This is a genomic window from Microbacterium sp. A93 (genome assembly GCF_051842835.1).
On sequence record NZ_JBPXMT010000003.1, the window covers coordinates 22,992 to 43,027 of the forward strand.

General features: G+C 69.4%; 15 protein-coding genes, 1 tRNA gene and 1 pseudogene. 8 read left to right on the top strand and 9 right to left on the bottom strand.

Features of this window, described 5'->3' with window-relative positions; genetic code table 11:
- The first annotated feature begins 48 nt into the window (after positions 1 to 48).
- Genes mptB (ACSU1G_RS08190) through ACSU1G_RS08200 form a run of 3 tightly spaced genes read left to right on the top strand, consistent with a single transcriptional unit; the run spans position 49 to position 4,642 of the window.
- Positions 49 to 1,611: a polyprenol phosphomannose-dependent alpha 1,6 mannosyltransferase MptB gene (gene mptB, locus ACSU1G_RS08190; RefSeq protein WP_439279443.1), complete on the top strand. Its 1,563-nt coding sequence runs from the start codon at positions 49 to 51 to the stop codon at positions 1,609 to 1,611.
- A complete protein-coding gene (mptB, locus tag ACSU1G_RS08195; protein ID WP_439279444.1) occupies positions 1,608 to 3,221 on the top strand; it encodes a polyprenol phosphomannose-dependent alpha 1,6 mannosyltransferase MptB in 1,614 nt (537 codons plus the stop codon). Before mptB (ACSU1G_RS08190) ends, mptB (ACSU1G_RS08195) begins: the two co-directional genes overlap by 4 nt.
- On the top strand, positions 3,218 to 4,642 hold the full coding sequence (locus tag ACSU1G_RS08200) for a glycosyltransferase family 87 protein (protein ID WP_439279445.1): 1,425 nt from the start codon (positions 3,218 to 3,220) through the stop codon (positions 4,640 to 4,642). Before mptB (ACSU1G_RS08195) ends, ACSU1G_RS08200 begins: the two co-directional genes overlap by 4 nt.
- A gap of 149 nt (positions 4,643 to 4,791) precedes the next feature.
- Here ACSU1G_RS08200 and ACSU1G_RS08205 read toward each other — a convergent pair whose 3' ends face one another.
- Positions 4,792 to 6,117 (bottom strand): helix-turn-helix domain-containing protein, encoded by a 1,326-nt coding sequence (locus ACSU1G_RS08205; protein WP_439279446.1) that lies wholly within the window; start codon positions 6,115 to 6,117, stop codon positions 4,792 to 4,794.
- A 59-nt stretch (positions 6,118 to 6,176) separates the two neighbouring features.
- Here ACSU1G_RS08205 and ACSU1G_RS08210 point away from each other — a divergent pair, with 59 nt between their 5' ends.
- Both ACSU1G_RS08210 and ACSU1G_RS08215 read left to right on the top strand, forming a co-directional pair.
- Positions 6,177 to 7,238, top strand: coding sequence for a ferredoxin reductase (locus tag ACSU1G_RS08210; protein ID WP_439279447.1), 1,062 nt, complete (start codon positions 6,177 to 6,179; stop codon positions 7,236 to 7,238).
- Positions 7,239 to 7,308: 70 nt separating this feature from the next.
- Entirely contained in the window at positions 7,309 to 8,607 is a 1,299-nt protein-coding gene (locus tag ACSU1G_RS08215; RefSeq protein WP_439279448.1) for a fatty acid desaturase, read from the top strand.
- Positions 8,608 to 8,656: 49 nt separating this feature from the next.
- Here the strand turns inward: ACSU1G_RS08215 and ACSU1G_RS08220 are convergent, their stop codons facing one another.
- Both ACSU1G_RS08220 and ACSU1G_RS08225 read right to left on the bottom strand, forming a co-directional pair.
- On the bottom strand, positions 8,657 to 10,162 hold the full coding sequence (locus ACSU1G_RS08220; protein WP_439279936.1) for a DUF2079 domain-containing protein: 1,506 nt from the start codon (positions 10,160 to 10,162) through the stop codon (positions 8,657 to 8,659).
- 248 nt (positions 10,163 to 10,410) lie between these two features.
- Complete coding sequence (locus ACSU1G_RS08225; protein WP_439279449.1) at positions 10,411 to 12,162, bottom strand: L-aspartate oxidase; 1,752 nt, start codon at positions 12,160 to 12,162, stop codon at positions 10,411 to 10,413.
- A gap of 78 nt (positions 12,163 to 12,240) precedes the next feature.
- Here ACSU1G_RS08225 and ACSU1G_RS08230 point away from each other — a divergent pair.
- Positions 12,241 to 13,056: pseudogene (locus ACSU1G_RS08230) on the top strand (LysR substrate-binding domain-containing protein); the annotation flags it as partial.
- A gap of 106 nt (positions 13,057 to 13,162) precedes the next feature.
- On the opposite strand, the gene ACSU1G_RS08235 reads toward ACSU1G_RS08230, so the two are convergent.
- A tRNA-Arg gene (locus ACSU1G_RS08235) sits at positions 13,163 to 13,235 on the bottom strand.
- Between the two features lie 205 nt (positions 13,236 to 13,440).
- On the opposite strand from ACSU1G_RS08235, the gene ssb reads away from it, so the two are divergent.
- Both ssb and ettA read left to right on the top strand, forming a co-directional pair.
- Positions 13,441 to 13,995: a single-stranded DNA-binding protein gene (gene ssb / locus ACSU1G_RS08240; protein ID WP_439279450.1), complete on the top strand. Its 555-nt coding sequence runs from the start codon at positions 13,441 to 13,443 to the stop codon at positions 13,993 to 13,995.
- A 79-nt stretch (positions 13,996 to 14,074) separates the two neighbouring features.
- Positions 14,075 to 15,757 carry an energy-dependent translational throttle protein EttA gene (gene ettA, locus ACSU1G_RS08245; RefSeq protein ID WP_439279451.1) on the top strand — a complete coding sequence of 561 codons (1,683 nt, stop codon included), beginning with the start codon at positions 14,075 to 14,077 and terminating at the stop codon, positions 15,755 to 15,757.
- A gap of 19 nt (positions 15,758 to 15,776) precedes the next feature.
- Here the strand turns inward: ettA and ACSU1G_RS08250 are convergent, their stop codons facing one another.
- From ACSU1G_RS08250 to ACSU1G_RS08270, 5 genes are read right to left on the bottom strand one after another with little or no spacing between them, the layout of a single operon-like run.
- Entirely contained in the window at positions 15,777 to 16,820 is a 1,044-nt protein-coding gene (locus ACSU1G_RS08250; RefSeq protein WP_439279452.1) for a glutathione synthetase, read from the bottom strand.
- A gap of 53 nt (positions 16,821 to 16,873) precedes the next feature.
- Positions 16,874 to 18,070, bottom strand: coding sequence for a flavohemoglobin expression-modulating QEGLA motif protein (locus ACSU1G_RS08255; RefSeq protein WP_439279453.1), 1,197 nt, complete (start codon positions 18,068 to 18,070; stop codon positions 16,874 to 16,876).
- Positions 18,067 to 18,480 (bottom strand): hypothetical protein, encoded by a 414-nt coding sequence (locus ACSU1G_RS08260; protein ID WP_439279454.1) that lies wholly within the window; start codon positions 18,478 to 18,480, stop codon positions 18,067 to 18,069. Before ACSU1G_RS08260 ends, ACSU1G_RS08255 begins: the two co-directional genes overlap by 4 nt.
- A 51-nt stretch (positions 18,481 to 18,531) precedes the next feature.
- Positions 18,532 to 18,927: an N-formylglutamate amidohydrolase gene (locus tag ACSU1G_RS08265; protein WP_439279455.1), complete on the bottom strand. Its 396-nt coding sequence runs from the start codon at positions 18,925 to 18,927 to the stop codon at positions 18,532 to 18,534.
- Positions 18,928 to 18,975: 48 nt separating this feature from the next.
- Positions 18,976 to 19,956, bottom strand: a complete 981-nt coding sequence (locus tag ACSU1G_RS08270) for an acyl-CoA thioesterase (RefSeq protein ID WP_439279456.1) — start codon at positions 19,954 to 19,956, stop codon at positions 18,976 to 18,978.
- Positions 19,957 to 20,036 lie beyond the last annotated feature (80 nt).

Genomic DNA, 20,036 nt, shown 5'->3' on the forward strand with positions numbered 1-20,036 from the left:
GGCGGGCTGTGGACCGGCCGCCCACTGCATGGAAGGATCCCGCCTGCGATGAGCGTGTCCAGTACCCGCACGGCACCGGCCTCCGCCTCGTGGACTCTGTCCGTCTGGGTCCCGGCCGTGATGGGTTTCATCGGATCCTGCGCCGTGCTGGCCGGTTCCCTCTCCGTGGGGTGGCTCGCCTCCGTCTCCCCGATCAACCGCTGGGCCTGGCTCATCCCCTGGCGCACCACCGAGTCCGGCGTCATCACCGGCACCGTGGTGCTGACCCTGGGGTGCTGGCTGATGTTCTGGGCCTGGTTGCGCCTCGGTACGGTGCTGCGCCCCTTCGGGCCGGGGGCCCTGAAGATCGTCAACCTCACGACGGCGGCCTGGATCCTGCCGCTGCTGGCCTGCCTGCCGATCTTCTCCCGGGACATCTTCGCCTACCTGGGGCAGGGACGGCTCATGGTGGCCGGCCAGGATCCCTATGAGGACGGGATCTCCACCCTCTCCAATTGGTTCCAGCTGGGAACGGACGCCACCTGGGCCCAGACGGAGACCCCGTACGGTCCCGGATTCCTCTGGATCGAGCAGTTCGTCATGGCCGTGGCCGGTCCCGACGATCCTGACCTGGCCGTCTTCCTGTTCCGGCTGGCCGCCGTGGCCGGGGTCGTGCTCATCATGGTCTACGTGCCCAAACTGGCCTCCCTGCTCGGCACCGATGCGGCGCGCGCCCAGTGGATCACCGTGGCCAACCCGTTGTTCCTCATCAGCTTCGTGGCCTCCGGTCACAACGACGCCCTGATGACCGGACTGGCTGTGGCCGGCGTCTGGTACGCCGCCACCGGCCGCGGACTGCTGGGAGTCCTGCTGGTCACCGCCTCGCTGGGTATCAAACCCATCACCATGGTCCTGTTGCCGTTCATCGGACTGCTCTGGGCCGGGCGCGGCGCCAGCTGGGGCCGGCGCTTCGGTTACTGGTTCCTCACCGCCGGTATCGCGGGCACCATTATGGTGCTGGTCGGGCTCCTCAATGACTTCGGCTTCGGATGGCTCACCGTCATGCTCGGAACGGGAACCGGATCCGTGCCCTGGTCGCCGGTCGGGATCCTGGCCGAGGGGACCAAGGTGATCCTCGACTCCCTCGGCTTCGACAACCACTGGGTGCTCGACGCCTTCAAGACCGCCGGGCGGCTGCTCTCCGTCCTGGTGGTCATCTGGCTCATGTTCCGCGGCCGCCACGAGCACCTCATGCAGCGGATGACGTGGGCCTTCACCGCCCTGGTGGTGCTCACCCCCATCATCCAGCCCTGGTACCTGCTGTGGTTGCTGCCGTTCTTCGCGGTGATCGGCATCCGCAGCGACTGGCAGCTGAAGTGGGTCGTGTTCACGGTGGCCTTCTTCGTGGCCTTCGGGGCTGCGGACCAGCTCTTCGTCTGGCAGTTCCTGGGGATCGGTCCCCAGCTGGCGCAGGGAGCCACGGTGTTGTCCTGGGGCTGCATGCTCTGGATCCTGCTGTTGGATCCGTGGACGAGCTCCATCATGAAGGAGGAATGGCATGTGCGGGCCGCCTTGCGCCGCACGGCCGCGCGCCTCCGTGGCCCGCGGAAGCCGGAGCAGACCGCCCCGTGACGGAACCCAGGAGTGTGAAGCCCGGGCGGCTGGAGGGAATACGCCGCCGCCTGGGCGAGGCGCCGATGACCCGCCGTGTGGTGGGCGGGCCGGATCAGCTGACGGCTCCGAGCCTGTGGCAGGGGCTCATCGGCTCGGTGATGATCATGGTGGGCTCCTGGGGTGTCGGTTGGCTGGCGATGACCCCGACCTCCCTGTTCGCCCGGACCACCGTGCTCAATCCGCTGCGCGTGGAACCGGTGGGCGTGGTGGGGTGTGCCATCCTGCTGGTGGTGGGCTCCCTGCTGCTGGTGCGGGCGTGGCTGCGGCTGGGACAACGTCTGGAGGGGCAGTGGCAGAGTCCGACGGCCGGCGCCACCGTGACCACGGCCACCTGGTGGTGGTCTGCACCGCTGATGCTCGCCTTCCCCGTGTTCTCCCGGGACGTCTACTCCTATCTCAGCCAGGGGCGGCTCCTGCACGCCGGGCTGAACCCCTACGAGGATTGGATCTCCGAGCTGCCCGGCTGGTTCATGCAGGGGGCCGACTCGATCTGGGCCGAGTCCCCGTCACCGTACGGTCCGTTGTTCCTGCTGGTGTCCCGTGCGGTCTGGTTCATCACCGGGGGCGGCCCGGAGCTGGGGTTCCTGCTCTTCCGGCTGGTCTCGGTCCTGGGGCTGGCGCTGTGCCTGTGGGCTGTACCGCGGCTGGCCCGGCGGTTCGGTGCGGAACCGGCGTGGTCGGTGTGGATTTCCGTGGCCAACCCGCTGTTCGCGCTCTACATGATCGCCGGCATCCACAACGACTCGCTCATGGTGGGCCTGTTGTTGGCCGGATTCGTCGTGATCGGCCCCGCGGCCTCCCGCAGCCAGAACCTGACCGGCCTGGTCCTGGTGTCCCTGTCCATCGCCATCAAGCCCCTGACGATCATCGCCCTGCCCTTCGCCGGCCTGCTGATGCTCAGGGACCACCCCGGCTGGTTGGCACGGGTGAAGGTCTGGGCGCTGTGTCTGGCCGTGGCCGCCGTGGTGCTGGCCGGCCTCGGCGCCCTGACCGGCCTGTGGTTCGGGTGGGCACCGGCGATGCTCACCTCGGGGGACGCCGCGTTCCCCTACGCCCCCTTCGGAGTGTTCGGACTGGGGATCGGCTGGGTCGTGGATTCCGTGACGGGGGCCGGGGTCCGCCCCGTGGCGGATGTCGTCTACACCCTGGGCAAGGTGGCCGCCATCGGGTTCACCGCCTGGCTGGCCCTGACCCGGCGGCCCGTGCATCCTGTCCTGGCCACCGGGCTGGCACTGCTGGCCGCCGTCCTGCTGGCCCCGATCATCCAGCCGTGGTACCTGCTCTGGGTGCTGCCGTTGTTCGCGGTGGTGCGGCGGTGGCACGGCTGGCCCGTGTGGACGTTGTACCTGCTGGTCATGGCGCTCGTGGTGGTCGGCGTGGTGGACCAGCTCTCCGTGGCCCAGTGGATCTCGCTGTTCTGGGTGCGGGTCATCACCGGCCTCGTCGGTCTCACCTATATGGTGTTCATTGTCTTTCTGGACCCCAAGACCTCTGCACTGTTCCCCCTGACCGCCCGCTGGCGGTCCCGCCGACACCCGAGAAGCACCACCCACCAGGAGATGCCGTGAACCAGACCGGACCAGCCGCCCCGCACGCAGGCCCGGACCGCCGGTTGTTGTTCGTGCTCGTGGGGGCCACCCTGTTGGCCGCCGTGATCGCCGTGCTGTCCAAGCAGTGGTGCCGCGTCAACGGTTGGGAGGCGCCGGGGGTGCACATCCACATGTGCTATTCGGATTTCGGGCAGCTGTTCGGCACCCGCGGGCTGGCCGAGGGGTACTTCCCCTTCTACACGCCGTTGCCGGAGGACCAGTGGATGGAGTATCCGGCACTGTTGGCCGTGGTGGCCGGGGTGAGCGCCTGGTTCGTCCCGGGCGAGGGGACGCTGTTGGAGCGCACCGTCACCTACTTCGACGTCAATGCGGTCGGCGCCCTGATCTGCTGGCTGATCTTGGTGATCGCCACGGCCTACACCGCCCGCGGACGGTCCAAGGACGCCCTGATGGTGGCCGTGGCCCCGGGGATCATCCTGACCTCCTTCCTCAACTGGGACCTGTGGGCCGTCATGCTGGCCGCCCTGGGACTGTTGCTCTGGTCTCGCAACCACCCCGTGCTGGCCGGGGTGGTCCTGGGCCTCGGGGCCGCCATGAAGCTGTACCCGCTGTTCTTCTTCGGGGCGATCCTCGTGCTGTGCTGGCGGGCCGGCAGACTCGGGGTGTTCTTCAAGTCCCTGGCCGCCGGCGTGCTGGCGTGGCTGGCCGTGAACGTGCCGTTCATGCTCACGGCCTTCGACCAGTGGAGCCGCTTCTACACGTTCTCGGGCGATCGCGAGGTGTCCTTCTCCTCGCTGTGGCTGGCCTTCACGTGGACCGGATGGTCCGGGGAGGCGTTCTCGCTGATCTCCAACGGCCTCTTCGCCCTCTGCTGCCTCGGCATCGCCTATCTGGGACTGTCCTCCCGCCACCGGCCCCGGATGGCACAGCTGTGCCTGCTGATCGTGGCCGCGTTCATCCTGTTGGGGAAGGTGTACTCACCGCAGTTCGTCATGTGGCTGATCCCACTGGTGGTCCTGGCGCGGCCGGACTGGCGGCAGTTCTGGATCTGGCAGGCCGTGGAGGTCTACCACTGGGGCGGGGTCTGGATGGAATCCGCCCGGATCACCTCGGACGGCGAGTTCGGTGGCGGGGCGCTGTGGATCCCGCTCTGGTACGGCTCGGGGATTGTCCTGCACATGGCCGCTGTGATCTGGATCTGCGTGTCCGTCATCCGGGACATCCGCGATCCGGACCGGGATTTGGTGCGCCGGTCAGAGGACCCCGCACCACCCGCCGGCGTGAGCCCTGTTCCGGCTCCCGGCTCCCACCCTGTTCTGTCTTCCGGCTCCGACGCTGTCCCCGCCCCGTGGTATGACCCCTCGGCCGGCATCTTGGCGAGGGAGCCCGACCGGTTCCTTCTGCCACCGGCCGGACGGGGCTCCGTCCGGACCGGGTGACGCCGCCTCGCCGGAGCACTCCTCGCCGCCATCTACAACCGGCTTTCGGGTGTCCCGGCGGAGTCGGGTCGCGACGCCCGGATTTCGGCATGACCGGTCGTCGAGGCCACGCCAAGGATTCGACGAGGAATCTCCTGACGGCACGCCATTCACCCCGCGCCCGTGGTCTGGCCCTCTGACGCCTGGCGTGCGCGCAGGACGAGTTCGAGTTCGAATCGGACCTCGGGGTCGTCCAGGTCGCCTCCGAAGAGGTCCTTCAGCTTCGCCACCCGATACCCCACGGTCTGGGCGTGGATCCCCAGCTCACGGGCGACCGGAAGGCGCTGACCCCAGTGGACCAGCCACAGCAACAGGGTCTCCTCCAGGACACGGCGCTTGGCCTCTCCCAAGACCTCCAGGGGAGCCAGCCGGCGGGCGGCGAGATCCGCCATGACCTGGGGCTCCGAGCCGAGGATGATCTGGGACAGGTGATCCGAGGCGAAGACCGGGTCCCCCGGGTCGGTGGGTTCCGCGAGCGGCAGCTGGGCCGCCACCAGTTGGGCCACCCGGTGGGAATGTGGCACGGCCTCCCAGGGGACGGATGGGCCCAGCACGGCGGAGGAGCCGGCGAAGACCTCCTGTAACCGGGGGCGGAGCCGCTCGGCGTGCGGGACGGCCACGATGGCCATGGCCTCGGACTCGCGCTCGACCACGATCCCGGAGGTGCCCAGGCGCGTCCGGATACCGGCCGCCGCCGCGAGGGGGAACACCGCGGCCGCCATCTGCTGGGGCAGGTGCCAATCGGCTCCGGAGGCCAGCCGGCGTACCTCGTGCAGTTCGGCCCCGCCGGCCACCAGGGCCGCAATCAGGTCTGCCCGGCGCATCTCCAGGGCCCCCGCGTGGGCGGACTGCTCCACCGCATAGGCCTGCACGCTCACGGCGGACAATTCGTCGATATAGGCGAGGATCGTCTCGCCCAGATCCACCACCACCTCCATGGGCAGGCCCAGCCGGGCGCAGGCCTCGGACAGCCCGCGGAAGGTGATCCGGGCACTGGTACGGTAGGCCGCCAGGAGGGCATCCATGCTCCGGCCCTGGCGGAACTCGCCGGCCCCGAGGGCCGCCACCAACTGACGCGACTCCTCATTCAGTGCCGGGTGGTCGGTCCCCGGCAGGGACAGCAGCTGTTCGAGGGCGCCCTGGACGCCCAGGAAGAGCACGTGGCTGAACCGTTCCGTCCGGGCCAACTGGTAGGCGGGGATCTGGTTCGGCACCGTCTCGATGATCTGCTCCACGACGGCGGGGACCGCCGGTGCTAGCAGCTGGGCGAGTTCCGGGGGCAGGGACAGCCACGGTGGCTCCGGTGGGCCCCCGGCCTGCCCGGCTTCCCCGGCACCGTGGGAGCGCTGGGCGTGGGACGTGTCCCCGACCTCGGGCGGCGGGGGCCCACCGGCGAGGGGATGGGGTGAGGTGTTGTCTTGGGACGACAAGTTCATGCACTCAATCGTATCCCCGCGGTGAAGAACTTAGCCCTGTGGGCGTATAAGCTGGACCAATGGCCGGTCGTTCCCTGTTGTCCCTGTTCTCCTCAGTACTCTCCACCCCCCGATCACCCCAGGACTTCCTGGCGTTGCTGGACCCGGTGCACTCGTCCCGGCAGTTGCGCGGGATCGTGACGAGGGTCGAACGCCCTGCGCCCGGAACGGCCACCATCTCCTTCCGCGCCGGATCCGGGTGGAAAGCCCATCAGGCCGGCCAGTGGGCTCGCATCGGGGTGGACGTGGACGGGGTGCGCCAGTGGCGCTCCTATTCACTCTCCGCTGCGGCAGGTATGGACCCGGAGATCACGGTCTCGGACATCGGCAAGGTCTCCGGGGCACTGGTTCGGGACACCGAGCCCGGAGATGTGCTGTTCCTGGCCCGGCCCGAGGGCGATTTCACCCTGCCCGAGCACCCCCGCCCGCTGTTGATGCTCACGGCCGGGTCCGGGATCACCCCGGTGATGTCCATGATCCGCACGCTGGTCCCGCGCCGTCCGGACGCCGATGTGGTCCTCATCCACTCGGTGCGCACGCGTGAGGCCTCTCCCTTCCGGGAGGAGCTGGAGGAGCTGGCCCAGCAGTTCCCGGGCCTGCGGGTGGTCCACCACCTCACCGCGGAGGAGGGGCGGCTCGACCTCACCGTCCCCCACGCCATGGACCGGCTGTGCCCGGATTGGCGGGAACGGGCCGCCTACGCCTGCGGCCCCACGGGCTTCCTGGATGACGCCGAGGAACTCTGGTCCCGCGAGATCGGGCCCGGGGCCGAAGGCCTGAGGATCGAACGGTTCCAGGCTGGGCTGACGGCGGGCGTCGCCGGGGCCGGCGGCATGGCCGTGTTCGAGAACTCGGATATCGAGGTGGAGGCCGCCGGAGACCTTCCGCTGCTCGAGGTGGCCGAGGACGCCGGCGTGGCGGCCCCCAGCGGTTGCCGGATGGGCATCTGCCACGCCTGCCTGGTGCCCCTGCGCTCCGGCCAGGTCACCGACCTGAGGACCGGCGAGGTGCACGGCGATCCCGGAGAGCTCATCCAGACCTGTGTGAGCGCCGCCGCCGGACCGGTCAGCCTGGCGTTGTAGCCTCACAGTCCGGGGCCCTTCCACCTCACAGAACCCCACCGATTTTCCGCTTCCGACCCCTAGGAGCACCATGACCCTCACCGACACGCAGAAGACCACTCAGAAGACCACTCAGAAGACCAAAACCGTCCAAGGCCCGGACACCGTCAGCTGGGCCCCCGGCCGCGGCAAGGGCCCTTCCGGGGAACCACAGCCGAATCCGGCCCCGCACGGCCAGGCCGAGGGCCGACGTCGCGCCCCGGGCAACGGCGCAGTGCGGGCCGGGACACTCCAGACCACCGGCAGCCCCACCGTGCGTCCGCCGGCCGCCGCCCACCTCAGCGACGAACAGGTGGCCGAGCTCGGCCGGGAGCTGGACGCCGTCCGGGACGGGATCCTGGCGAAACGCGGCGCCGAGGATGCGGCGTACATCCGCAAGGTCATCCGTGTCCAGCGCGCCCTGGAGTTCGCAGGCCGCACCTGTCTGCTCGGCGCTGGCAACAAGGTGGCCTGGGTCGCGGGAACCGCCATGCTGAGTGTCGCGAAGATCATCGAGAACATGGAGATCGGGCACAACGTCCTGCACGGCCAGTGGGACTGGATGCGGGATCCGGACATCCACTCCACCACGTGGGAATGGGACTTCGTCACCCCCTCGAAGTCCTGGCAGAACACCCACAACGACATGCACCACCGCTGGACCAACGTGATCGGCAAGGACCGGGACGTCGGCTACAACGTGCTGCGGGTGGACCGGGACCAGCCTTGGGAGCCCAAACACGTGCTGAACCCGGTCATCAACGCCGGGCTGGCACCGGTCTTCGAATGGGGCATCGCGCTCTACGACCTGGAGATCGACCGAGTCAAGACCGGCGAGAAGTCCAAGGCCGAGCTGGTGCGGGACCTGAAGGTCGTCGGGGTGAAGGCCGCCAAGCAGTTCGCCAAGGACTACGCGGCCACACCGCTGGCGGCCCAGCTGCTGACCGGCTCCGGGAAATCGGCGTTGCTGGCCACCGCCACGGCCAACGGGCTGCGCAACATCTGGGCCCACGCCGTGATCTTCTGCGGTCACTTCCCCGAGGGCGCCGAGACCTTCACGGAGGAGATGGTCGAGGGGGAGACCCGGGGGGACTGGTACGTGCGGCAGATGATCGGCTCCGCCAACATCTCCGGGTCCAAGGCCATGCACTTCATGACGGGCAACCTCTCGCATCAGGTGGAGCATCACCTGTTCCCCGACCTGCCGTCCAATCGGTACGCCGAGGTAGCCGTCCAGGTCCGCGAGATCTGCGAACGCTACGGACTGCCCTACAACATCGGCCCCCTGCACAAGCAGGTCGGCTCCACCTGGGGCAAGATCTTCCGCCTGGCCCTGCCGAACCGGGACTGAACCCGGGCTGGGACTGAGCCCGGGCCGGGGCTGAACCCCGGCCCCGGTCTCAGGGCGCGTAGTCCGCGCAGACCGGGTCCACCGGCTTCTCCCGGTGCAGCACCCAGATGCCGTGGTCGTCCTGGGTGACGGGCTCGTAGCCGAGCCGGTCGGCCCGCGCCAGGGCCTCATCCGGGGTGAGCGGGTCCCAGCCGCCGAGCTCCTCGGCCGTGGTGTCGATGATCATCCACGTGGCCAGGTCATCGCCCATGTCCCCGTGCAGGCCCACATAGGTGCGGTCCACCAGATGCGGCACGGCGTTGTCCGCGGCCTCGACGCAGACGCCGTCCGGGATGGACTGGACCGCCCGGTCCAGGGCGTGGGCCCACTCGGTCATTCGCCAGTTCTGACCTGTCACGGTCCGGTGCAGGGGGAAGACCTGTGGGAAGACCGCGGTGCCGGCCACGCCCGCGGCCAGGAAGACTGCGGTGAACACCGTGAAGACCCGGGAACCGGTCGGCCCGGGGGCACGACGCCGGCCCTCGGCGACCGCGTTCGCCTCACCGTGCGCTGCGGCCGGGGATGCCTCGCGTGCGTCACGGGAGACGCGTCGCCGGGCGTGCCAGGCGACGATCCGGCCCAAGGCCTCCAGCGCCGCCATCAGGAAGATGACGCCGAGGATGGCGTCGTACTGGTAGACCGGGCTCCAGACGTTGAGCCGGTCGTTGAAGAGCCGGGATAGCAGGATGGGGGCGCCGATGAGCGCGTAGGGGGAGAGGAACGGGAGCAGCCACAGCAGGACGAAGTGCAGCAGCCACAGCCCGATCTTCAGCGGATGGTCGAACAGCACGGCCGCCGCCGCGAAGGGTTCGGTGAGCATGAACTGCAGCGAGGAGCCCATATCCGGGCCGAGCGCCGTGAACTGCCAGTAGCCGAACTCGCCCTCAGGGGAGAAGTGCGGGATGACCGCGGAGGTCGCGAACCAGTACCCCGCCACCCCGGCCACCGCGGAGAGCACCGCCGGGGCCCAGGCGCGCTTGATGGCGAAGACCAGGGCGATGGCCAGCACGGTGATCCCCATGTCCTCGCGCACGGCCAGCAGGCTCAGGGCTAGCCCGAACCCGAGCCAGTACCGGCGGGCGTCGATGGCCCAGATGACCCACGCCATGATCGGCACGCCGAGGGTGATCTCGTGGAGGTCCCAGTTGACCATGGCCTGGAACGGCCACCACAGCATCAGGCCCGCGGCGGCCAGCAGCGAGGGCAGGTGCCCGCAGCGCCGCCGGGCGAACAGGTAGACCGGGATGGCGCAGGAGGCCAGGAGCAGGGCCATGGCGATCCCCAGCATCCGAGGGTCGTCCCAGATCCAGTAGAGAGGCGCCAGCAGCACCAGGATCGGGTGGAAGTGGTCCCCGAGGATGTTGAAGTCCACCCCCTTGATCGGGACGATGGGCTCCCGGAACAGGGCGTACTGACGCACCACCTGGTCGAAGATGCCCAGGTCGTAGCCTTTGGCCTCGAAGTTCCGGAAGCGCAGGAACGAGTGGATGAGGTAGAGCGCCGTGCTGGCCACCATCACCGCGGTGAGCTGCAGCCACTGCCGCCTCGTGGTGCGTGGCCCGGTGTCCACGGCCCCGTCGCGGCGCTCGGGTTGCCGGCCGATGACCCAGCGCGGCGTCGTGGCATGCTCGCGGGGTGCGGTGCCGGGTGCCGCGTCAGTCACTGCGTGCGGGGCGGGGGTCCGGGGCACAGGCCACCTTCCGGTTCGGGATCGGGTCATCCCCACCATCGTAATGACTGCGGCGCCGGCCGCCCGGCATGCGCCTACTCCACGAGCTTGCCCTCCTGGGAGACCTCCCGGAACAGCGCGGAGATCTCCGCGGGCACCTCGGGGATCTGTTCGCGGACGATTCCGGTGGTGGGGGACCAGACGAGGTTAACCTGCAGCTGCGGGTCCATCTCCGGATAGTCGCTGCGGTTGTGGCAGCCGCGGGTCTCCCGTCGCTCGAGGGCCGCCTCCAGGGTGGCCCGGGCGGCCAGGGCCGAGGCCTTCAGGTCGAAGGCGTGCTGCAGGTCCTGGTAGCCGGCGATGTCCGGGTGGATGCCCACGTGCTCCATGCGGGCCTCGATCTCGGTCAGCTCCCGCAGGCCGGCGGTCAGGCCCTCCTCGCTGCGCACCACGCCGGCGTGCTCGGTCATGGTGTCGCGCAGGGCGCGCTGGAGGGCGCGGACATTCTCGGGGCCGTCCGCGGCCAGCAGCCCGTCCACCTCGGCGCGGGCCTCGGCCAGGGCGCCGGCGGAGCGGCGCTGCGACTCCAATCCGGCGGAGTGGGCCACGGCGGCCCGCCCCACGAGGCGGCCGAAGACCAGCAGCTCGATCAGTGAGTTGCCGCCGAGCCGGTTGGCACCGTGCAGGCCGGAGGAGGCCTCGCCGATGGCGTAGAGGCCTTCGACCTCCGTGCCGTGGTCCTCGGGGCGGACCCAGACGCCGCCCATGGAGTAGTGCGCGGTGGGGGCGATCTCGATCGGGTCCCGGGTGACGTCCAGCATCTGCAGTTCCATCATGGTCTGGTAGACGCGCGGCAACCGCGACATGATCGTCTCGCGCGGCAGGTGGGAGATGTCCAGCCAGACCCCGCCGTTCGGCGTCCCGCGGCCCTCCTGGATCTCGGTGTAACCGGCCAGGGCTACCCGGTCGCGGGTGGAGAGCTCCATCCGTTCGGGGTCGTACTTGGCCATGTAGCGCTCGCCGAGGGCATTGCGCAGGATGCCGCCCTCGCCGCGGGCGGCCTCGGAGATGAGGGTCCCTGCCGCGGATTCCGGCTCGATGATGCCGGAGGGATGGAACTGGACCAGCTCCGGGTCCCGCAGCCGGGCGCCGGCCTCGACGGCCAGCCGGAACGAGTCCCCGGTGTTCTCGTCCCGGCGGGAGGACGTGCGGCGCCAGATGCGGGTGTGGCCGCCGGCGGCCAGGATCACGGAGTCCGCGTGGATGCGGTACCGGGTGCCGGAGTTGAGGTCGAATCCGTAGGCGCCGAAGACCGCGTTGTCCCGCACCAGCAGCCGGGTGATGTAGACCGAGTCGAGGATCGGCACCTCGAGCTGCTCGGCCCGGTGGACCAGGGTGCGTTGGATCTCCAAGCCGGTGTAGTCCCCGGCGAAGGCGGTACGGCGGAAGGTGTGGGCGCCGAAGAAGCGCTGGGAGATCCGGCCGTCCTCCTCCCGGGCGAAGGACATGCCGTAGCGGTCCAGGTCGGCGATGCCCTCGGCGGCATTGCGCGCCACGATCTCGACCGTGTGCGGGTTCGCCAGCAGGTAGCTCTCCTGAAGGGTGTCCGCGGCGTGCTGCTGCCAAGTGTCCTCCTCGTCCATGGTGCCGAGGGCGGCGTTGATGCCGCCGGCCGCGAGGGAGGTGTGGGCGTCCTGTCGCGGCCGCTTGCCCACGGCTAGGACGTCCACGCCCTGCTCGGCCACCTCGATGGCCGCCCGGAGACCGGAACCGCCGGTGCCGATGACCAACACGGTGGTGGAGATCAGGCGTTCTGTGGCTGCCGTGGAGACTGCTGTTCGTGTCATGTGAACCAGCGTAGAAAGGAGGGCCTTGATAACTCCAATGAATAGTTCGAGTAGACACGATACGCTTTTGCTATGGCCATGAATCTGGAGCAGTTGCGCGGCTTCGTGGAGGTGGCCCGAGTGGGCCATTTCACCCGCGCTGCGGAGACGCTTCACCTCACCCAGCCCTCCCTGAGCCGCCAGATCGCCACCCTGGAACACGACCTCGGCTCCGAGCTCTTCCACCGGGCCCGCGGCCACATCACGCTGACCGCCGCGGGGGAGGCGCTGTGGCCCGTGGCGCGGCGGATGCTGGCCGACGCGGAGGACATCCGCCGGCAGATGGCCGAGCTGACCGACCTGAAGCGGGGGCGGGTCCGCCTCGGCGCCACGCCCACGCTCTGCGTCAGCCTGGTGGCGGATGCCCTCGCGGCCTTCCATGCCGACCACCCGGGGATCGAGCTGCACCTGACGGAGCGCGGATCACGCGGGCTGATCGAGGAGCTGGCCGCCGGCGCCCTGGACCTCGCGCTGGTCATCACCTCGGACGCCCACCCGGCCACCGCCCCGAGCCTGGTCCGCAGCCCCCTGCTCACCGAGGAACTCGTGGTGGTCGGCGGCGGCCCCGCGCCGTTCGGCGGACGGGACTCGCTGACGCTGGCCGAACTCGCGGGAAGGCCGCAGATCGTCTTCGCCTCCAGCTACGACCTCCGCGCCACCCTGGACGAGGCCTTCCGGTCCGCGGGCCTCACTCCGACCGTGGTCCTCGAGGGCGCCGAGATGGACGCGGTGCTGCGGTTCGTGGAGCTCCAGATGGGGGTGGCCCTGGTGCCGGCCATGGTGCTCAAGGACCGTCCCGGGCTGAGCTCGGTGCGCCTCGTGCAGCCCCGGCTGACACGCACGATCAGCCTGGCCAGGCGGCAGGACGTGAGTCCGACCCGTGCCGCGGCCGCCCTGCAACGCGTGCTGCTGTCCACGGCGGATGCGCTCGCGGAGGGAGGGGACGGGCTGGTCTCACGGGTGCCCCAGGAGGGAGTCGAACCCCCGACCAAGAGATTAGAAGGCTCCTGCTCTATCCACTGAGCTACTGGGGCTGGGCGCGACCATTCTACCGGCGGCCCGCTCCTGCACAGGACACCGCCGACGGTGCGTTGTCCACCGGCGGGCGGTGGGGCGCTGGTGTGCCCGGCCGGTGGGCGGTGTGCTGGAGGCACAGGAGGAGATCCTCCTGCCGCCGGAGGGGAATTGCCCGACGGCGGCCCCTCGCCGGCCGCGGCCGGCCCACCGAAAGGCACCACCATGAGTGAACACATCACCGTCCGCGGCTTCGTGGCCACCGATCCCACCACCCGCACCACCGGGTCCGGCTTGGCCGTGGGCAACTTCCGCCTGGCCTCCACCGACCGGCGCTTCGACCGGGAGCAGCAGGCCTGGGTGGACGGGGCCACCAACTGGTTCACGGTCAACATGTTCCGCCAGCTGTCCACCAACGCCGCGGCCTCGCTGTCCAAGGGTCAGCCGGTGCTCGTCACCGGGCGGCTCAAGGTCCGGCAGTGGCAGAGCGAGGAGCGGTCCGGAACCTCGGTGGAGATCGAGGCCGAGACCATCGGCCACGACCTGACCCTGGGTACTGCCTTCTTCAACCGGGCCGCAGGCCGTTCTGCGCCCCTCGCCGGGCCGCTCGGCGAAGGGGCCGAGGACCCCGAGGAGGGCGTGGACCGGTTGACCGGCGAGCTGATGGAGGGTTCGGGGTACGGGGACTCTGAGGACCTGGAAGGGGCCGGGCCCGGGGCCGGGGATGGTGCCGGGCGGTCGGCGGACGAGGAGGAAGCGGAGGGCTCACGCGCGGCCTGAGGCACCTCGACGCAGGACGGTGGCCGCCGGCCGCACCCCGATGCGGGTAATCCGGCGGCCACCCACTAGCCTTGGGGTCATGGCGGAATACATTTACAGCATGATCAAGGCCCGCAAAAAAGTGGGCGACAAGCTGATCTTGGATGACGTGACGATGGCTTTCCTTCCGGGGGCCAAGATCGGCATGTTGGGGCCCAACGGAGCGGGTAAATCCACCATCCTGAAGATCATGGCGGGGCTGGACACACCCTCGAACGGTGACGCCCTGCTCTCTCCGGGGTACAGCGTCGGCATCCTCATGCAGGAGCCGGAGCTGAACGAGGAGAAGACGGTCCTGGGCAACGTCCAGGAGGGTGTGGGCGAGGTCTACCAGCAGATCCAGCGCTACAACGAGATCTCCGAACAGATGGCGGATCCGGACGCGGACTTCGACGCGCTGATGGAGGAGATGGGCAAGCTCCAGGAGCAGATCGATGCCGCTGACGCGTGGGACATCGACTCCCAGGTCGAGCAGGCCATGGATGCCCTGCGCTGCCCCCCGGGTGATGCCGACGTCTCGGTCCTCTCCGGCGGTGAGCGCCGCCGTGTGGCGCTGTGCAAGCTGCTGCTGCAGAAGCCCGATCTGCTGTTGCTGGACGAGCCCACCAACCACTTGGACGCCGAGTCCGTGCTGTGGCTCGAGCAGCACCTGGCCGCCTACCACGGTGCCGTCCTGGCCGTCACCCACGATCGGTACTTCCTGGACCACGTGGCTGAGTGGATCTGCGAGGTGGATCGCGGACGCCTGTACCCCTATGAGGGCAACTACTCCACCTACCTGGAGAAGAAGCGCGCCCGCCTGGACATCCAGGGCAAGAAGGACGCCAAGATGGCCAAGCGGCTGTCCGAGGAACTCGACTGGGTGCGTTCCAACACCAAGGGGCGCCAGGCCAAGTCCAAGGCCCGCCTCGCGCGCTACGAGGAGATGGCCACCGAGGCCGAGAAGACCCGGAAGCTGGACCTGGAGGAGCTGCAGATCCCACCGGGCCCGCGGCTGGGCAACCAGGTCATCGAGGCGAAGAACCTGCAGAAGGGCTTCGGCGACCGTGTGCTGATCGACGGCCTGTCCTTCTCGCTGCCGCCCAACGGCATCGTCGGGATCATCGGCCCCAACGGCGTGGGTAAGACCACCCTGTTCAAGACCATCGTGGGCCACGAGCCCCTCGACGGTGGCGAGCTGAAGATCGGCGAATCGGTCAAGATCTCCTACGTGGACCAGTCCCGCGGTGGGATCGACCCGGAGAAGTCGCTGTGGGAGGTCGTCTCGGAGGGACTGGACTACATCAAGGTCGGTCAGGTCGAGATGCCGTCCCGCGCCTATGTCTCCGCGTTCGGCTTCAAGGGCCCCGACCAGCAGAAGAAGGCCGGCATCCTCTCCGGTGGTGAACGCAACCGCCTGAACCTGGCGTTGACCCTCAAGGAGGGCGGCAACCTGCTGCTCCTCGATGAGCCCACCAACGACCTGGACGTGGAGACGCTGACCTCCTTGGAGAACGCCCTTCTCGAGTTCCCCGGCTGTGCCGTGGTCATCTCGCACGACCGCTGGTTCCTGGACCGGGTGGCCACCCACATGCTGGCCTACGAGGGCACCGAGGCGAACCCCGCGGAGTGGTACTGGTTCGAGGGCAACTTCGAGTCCTACGAGGCCAACAAGGTCGAGCGGTTGGGCCCGGATGCGGCCCGCCCGCACCGCGTCACCCACCGCAAGCTGACCCGGGACTGAACCCCGGAGGACGTCCGGCTCACATGGTCGCGAGCCGGGCGTTCTCCAGCGTGTCCCCGTAGTGGGCGCACACATCCATCTTGCGTTCCAGGTCGGCGATCACGGCCGCGGCGAAGTCCTCGCCGTACAGCCGCTGACAGGATCCGAACCCGCCGGGCGAGAACACGTTGATCTCCATCAGCTTGTCGCCCACGATGTCCAGGCCGACCAGGAACATGCCGTCCGCCACCAGCTTGGGCCGGACGACCTCCACGAGGTGCAGCATCTCGTCGGTGAGGTGGACGCCCTCGGCGTCCCCGCCGGCGGACATGTTCGAGCGCACGTCGTTGGACCGGTTGCGTCGGCGGACGGCCGCGGTCTTCCCGTTCACGGTGAGGGGCCGGCCGTTCATCAGGAACAGCCGCACATCCCCGTTCACCGCCTCCGGCAGATACTCCTGGGCCACGATGTAGCCGTCCCGGCCGATGGCCTCGATGATCTGGGTGAGGTTGGGTGACTCCGTGCGGTCGACCAGGAACACCCCGGAGCCTCCGGAGCCCTGGAGCGGCTTCAACACCGCCTTGCCGCCCATCTCGTCGATGAAGTCGGAGATCATCGACTCGTCCCGGGAGATCAGGGTCCGGGGCCGGACCGCCTCGGGGAAGTGCTGGAAGTAGGCCTTGGAGAGGGCGTTGGCCAGGGTGTGCGGGTCATTGACCACGAGCACGCCGGTGGAGGCGATCAGCTGGCCGAAGGCCACCGAGGCGGTGGGGGCCCACGGGCGGTCCACCGCGTCGTCGGCGGGGTCGTTGCGCAGCATCACCACGTCGAAGTCGTTCACGGCGACCTGCTGTTCGATCTCGGGGCGCTGGACGTCCTCGAGGTAGCGGTCCAGGGACCGGTAGTTCTTCTGCGCCCCGCCGCGGGCGAGGACGGAGAGGGTGCCGTCCGGCTCATAGGCGAAGTCTCCCGTGCCCGTCAGCCAGACCTCGTGTCCCGCCCGGGTGGCGGCCAACGCCAGGCGATTGGTCGTGTGGTGCGGCTTCTCGGTGGAGACGTCGTTGACCACGAATCCGATCTTCACACTGCGCTCCGTTCGTTGGGGTGGTACCGCGTCATGCGTCGCGGCCATGGCGCTCAGGCGCCGAGGAATTCCCGGGGGTCGTCGAGGGCGGCGGCCCGTCCGAGGCGCGCGGAGGCGTCCTCGTCGGCCAGCCACCGGGGGGTGAGCAGCGCCGGTTCGAGGACGCCGCGATCCTGGAGGTCACTGACGAGGGGAAGGTCCCGGAGGGAGAACTTGCCCAGCAGCAGGACCTCGAGGGTGCCCCCGTGGCGCAGATGGGCGAGGAGGTCCAGCATCCCGCGCAGGTAGATGGCGTCCTTGGTCAGACCCCCGGAGCGGAAGGCGCGCATGGTGGTGGTGAAGGCCGAGGACGCCGGGATGCCGCCGGCCACGAGCGCCTCGTGGGCCTCCGCGAAGTTGGCGCCGGTGACCATCCGGTGCACGGTCATGACCCGGGCCGCCAACTGCCGCAGGCGGAACGCCGTGAGCCCACCACAGGCCACCTCGGCCAGGACGGCCAGCCCCTCCTGCGTCTCGTCGTAGCCGGCCAGCCCCGAGCCGAGGATCTTGATGGGTTGGACGGAGCCGTTGACGTGGGTGACCAGATGGGTGCCCACCTCGTGCTGCAGCAGGGCATGGGCCCGGACCTTCTGCACCTTGGCCTCCGGCCCGAGCAGGAGGGTGTTCCCGGAGACCATGACCCCGGAGACGTCCTCGCGGATCTCGGCGTGGAGCTCGATGTCCGCATCCTGGTGCCGGTAGTACTCGATCTCCTTCTGGGCCTGGGCGAGGAACTCCTTGGCGCCGAGGCTGCCGGCAGACGTCGACTCAGAGGTCGTCACCGTCTCCAGGATCCGCTCTGCCGATCCCCGCAGGTCCGGGGTGATCGCCCCGTACAGCTCGATGCTCAGCGGCATGAAGTCCTCGGTGTCCCGGGCCGCCAACAGATCGATCTGCAGGGACAGCTCCCGGTGCTTGTTGCGCAACAGCGTGCCCAGGACGGTGTCCTCCACGAGGTGGATCGGGATGTCCGCCAGCACCTGCTTGAGCACCTCGGGATCGTCCTCGAGGTCCCGGTAGCTGAACTCCGGAAGTCCTCCGGTGGCGAGGAACTCGGTGCGCGCCTGTTCCACGTTGACGGGGGTGACGTCCAGGAGGAACCGGAGCGATCCGGACAGCAGGGCCAGCTCGTGGTCGATCGCCCGGTCCCGGGTGGAGATGCCGACGTCGGTGCGGGCCCCGTCGCTACGGGCAGGTTTCCGGAGGCTCATGGTGTGGGCACCTCCACGTCCTCCAAGGCTGCCGTCACGGCCGGGACGGTGCGGGCCAGGGCCTGCGCCAGCTGGTCCAGATGCTCCTCGTCCACCTCCCCGGTCCACTCGTCCATGAAGGTCTTCTTGAACTCGAGCGCGAGAACGCAGGCGGAGTCCGGGAACAGCCGGTGGGTCCAGCGGCTCTCGTTCTGGCCCCAGAACCTGACGTTCTCACGGACGTCCAGCCGTTCACCCGTCGCCGGGATGACCTCGGCGGACAGGGACCGGGTGAAGGCCTCGACCACAGGATCCCAGGGCTCACGGTCGAGCGGCCCGGTGCCGATGTTGACGTCCGGATTCTCCCGGGGTGGCGCGGGGTCGGCCTCGGGTCCGCCCCGACGGTGGTTGTAGCTGTGCAGGTCGAACACGACGAAGGGCCCGCGGCCGGCCAGCGCCGACAGGCGCCGCTCGAGCTCGGCTTACCAGGCGTCGTGGACCTGGCGGCTGCGCTCGACGACCTCCTCCGGCAGGCGCCCGCCCGCCCACACATCCAAGCCCCAGCAGTCGTCCGGCTCGCGGTACACGGAGGTGTCCCGCGGGCGATTGAGATCCGTCTCGAACCGGGACCGGTGCATGACCATCCCCGACTCGAGCCGGGCGCCGAGCCGTTCGGTGTGCGGGTCCTCCTCCCGCGACCGGGTGGCCTCGTCCAGGATCATCAGGTCCCGGAGCTCCGGCCGCAGGTCGTGACCGGCGTGGACGGCGGTGAAGACGACCCGCCCGTCCCACGGGCCGATCACCGACAGGAGGCCGTCGCCCTCGTGGCCGTGGCCGTCGCCGTGACCGGGACCTGGAGGCTGGGTGAGATCGTCCATCCCCTCAACGTAGACCACGTGGTCCTGAGCGCAAGCGGTGTACAGGAGTTATCTGGCGGGACGCCGGGCGGTCTTCAGGTACAGGTCCTGGACGGCGCCCTTGACCTTGTTCTGGAAGTCGCGGGGCACCCGGAGCATGCCCTCCTGGGCCACCGAGGCGACCAGCTCACCGGTACGGGAATAGATCCGGCCGGTGCTCAGCCCCCGGGCCCCCTGGGCCGAGGGACTGGACTGGACGTACAGCAACCACTCGTCCACGCGGGCCGGACGGTGCCACCACATGGCATGGTCCAAGGAGGCGATGGACAGCCCGGGGCGGACCCAGGAGAGTCCGTGACGGCGCAACACCGGTTCCAGCAACGTGTAGTCGGAGGCATAGGCCAGGGCGGCACGCTGGATGTTCTCGTCACCGTCCAGGCTGGAGAAGGTCTTCATCCACACCATGTTCGTGGCCACCTGCCGTTTGTCCGCCGTGGTCTCCAGGGGAGGGTCCACGTGCCGGATGTCGAACGGCCGGGCCCAGGACCACTCCTGGGCCATGGGATGCCCGAGGTGTCCGAGCCGCTGGGAGGTCCGGGGCAGGGACTCGGGGTCCGGGACGTCGGTCGGCATGGGGGACTGGTGCTCCAGTCCCTCCGAGGGCTCCTGGAAGGAGCAGATCAGGGACAGCAGGGTCTTGTCCTCCTGCCGGGCGTGCACGCGGCGGACCGAGAAGGACCGGCCGTCCCGGAGCTCCTCCACGGCAAAGGTGATCGGCAGCGAGGCGTCACCCGGCCGGATGAAGTACCCGTGCATCGAATGGATCAGGCGCCCGGGATCCACGGTGGACATCGCCGCCACCAGGGACTGGGCCATGACCTGGCCGCCGAACACCCGTCCCCGGGCCTGAGGCGGGGTGTGGCCGGTCAGCAGTCTCTCGCCGGAGACCGGGTCGGACCCTGACCCGGTGAGGGACAGGACCTCACGCAGCACATCGGTGGGGTCCTCGGGGAACCCGGATCGCATCGCACGGATCTTGCCTGTCCCCATGGACGTCCCTTCGCTTGACTCCTACCGCCACCGCGTCGATACCGGCCGGTAACACTCCGGGAAGTCTACTCCGCCCGGTC